Below are 555 nucleotides of genomic sequence, written 5' to 3' on the forward strand. Positions count from 1 at the left end.
ACTTGGCTGGTCGCTGCCATGGCATGGCTCGGAATAGCCTGGGCGACCCATGAGTTCGCCGTCGAGCCGTGGATTGAGAACATGCAGCAGCAGATCGGTGGCGGCACGCCCGGCGGCGAGTGGGGTGCAGTCCTCATCGCGTACGCGGGGCTGATGCGTTTCGATCAGGCGTGCACCATGATCGTGTCGGCGGTCGCGACCAAGTTCGCCGTCAACGCCGCGCGGGCTGTTTTGGTCCGGAGGTCCTGAGATGCCAATCGAGCTTTACACCGGCCAGCCGGGCAACGGCAAAACCGCCCTCATGATGGAACGGCTCGTCGAGGAAGCGCAGCGAGGTGATCGCGCCATCTACGCCTGTGGCATCGACGGATTGCAGGACGGGTTGGCGTCGACCTTGGACGATCCCCGCCGCTGGAATGAAAAGGATGGGGCAGGGGAGTACATCGTGCCTAATGGCGCGATCATCTTCGTTGATGAGGCGTGGAAGTGGTTCGGCCACCTTCATGACGCCACGCGGCAGCAGACGCCCAAGCATGTTCTTGACCTCGCCGAACA

The 555-nt window shown here is 63.1% G+C and carries 2 protein-coding genes; both read left to right on the forward strand.

Annotated elements, in window-relative coordinates:
- Positions 1 to 249, forward strand: a 249-nt coding sequence (locus tag KVS69_RS18655) for a DUF2523 family protein (RefSeq protein ID WP_217539469.1), incomplete at its 5' end; no start/stop codon positions are given.
- Between the two features lies 1 nt (position 250).
- Positions 251 to 555 (forward strand): zonular occludens toxin domain-containing protein (locus KVS69_RS18660; protein WP_217539470.1); only part of this gene is annotated, 305 nt, incomplete at its 3' end.

Source organism: Stenotrophomonas sp. GbtcB23 (assembly GCF_019091045.1).
GTDB classification, from domain to species: domain Bacteria; phylum Pseudomonadota; class Gammaproteobacteria; order Xanthomonadales; family Xanthomonadaceae; genus Stenotrophomonas; species Stenotrophomonas rhizophila_A.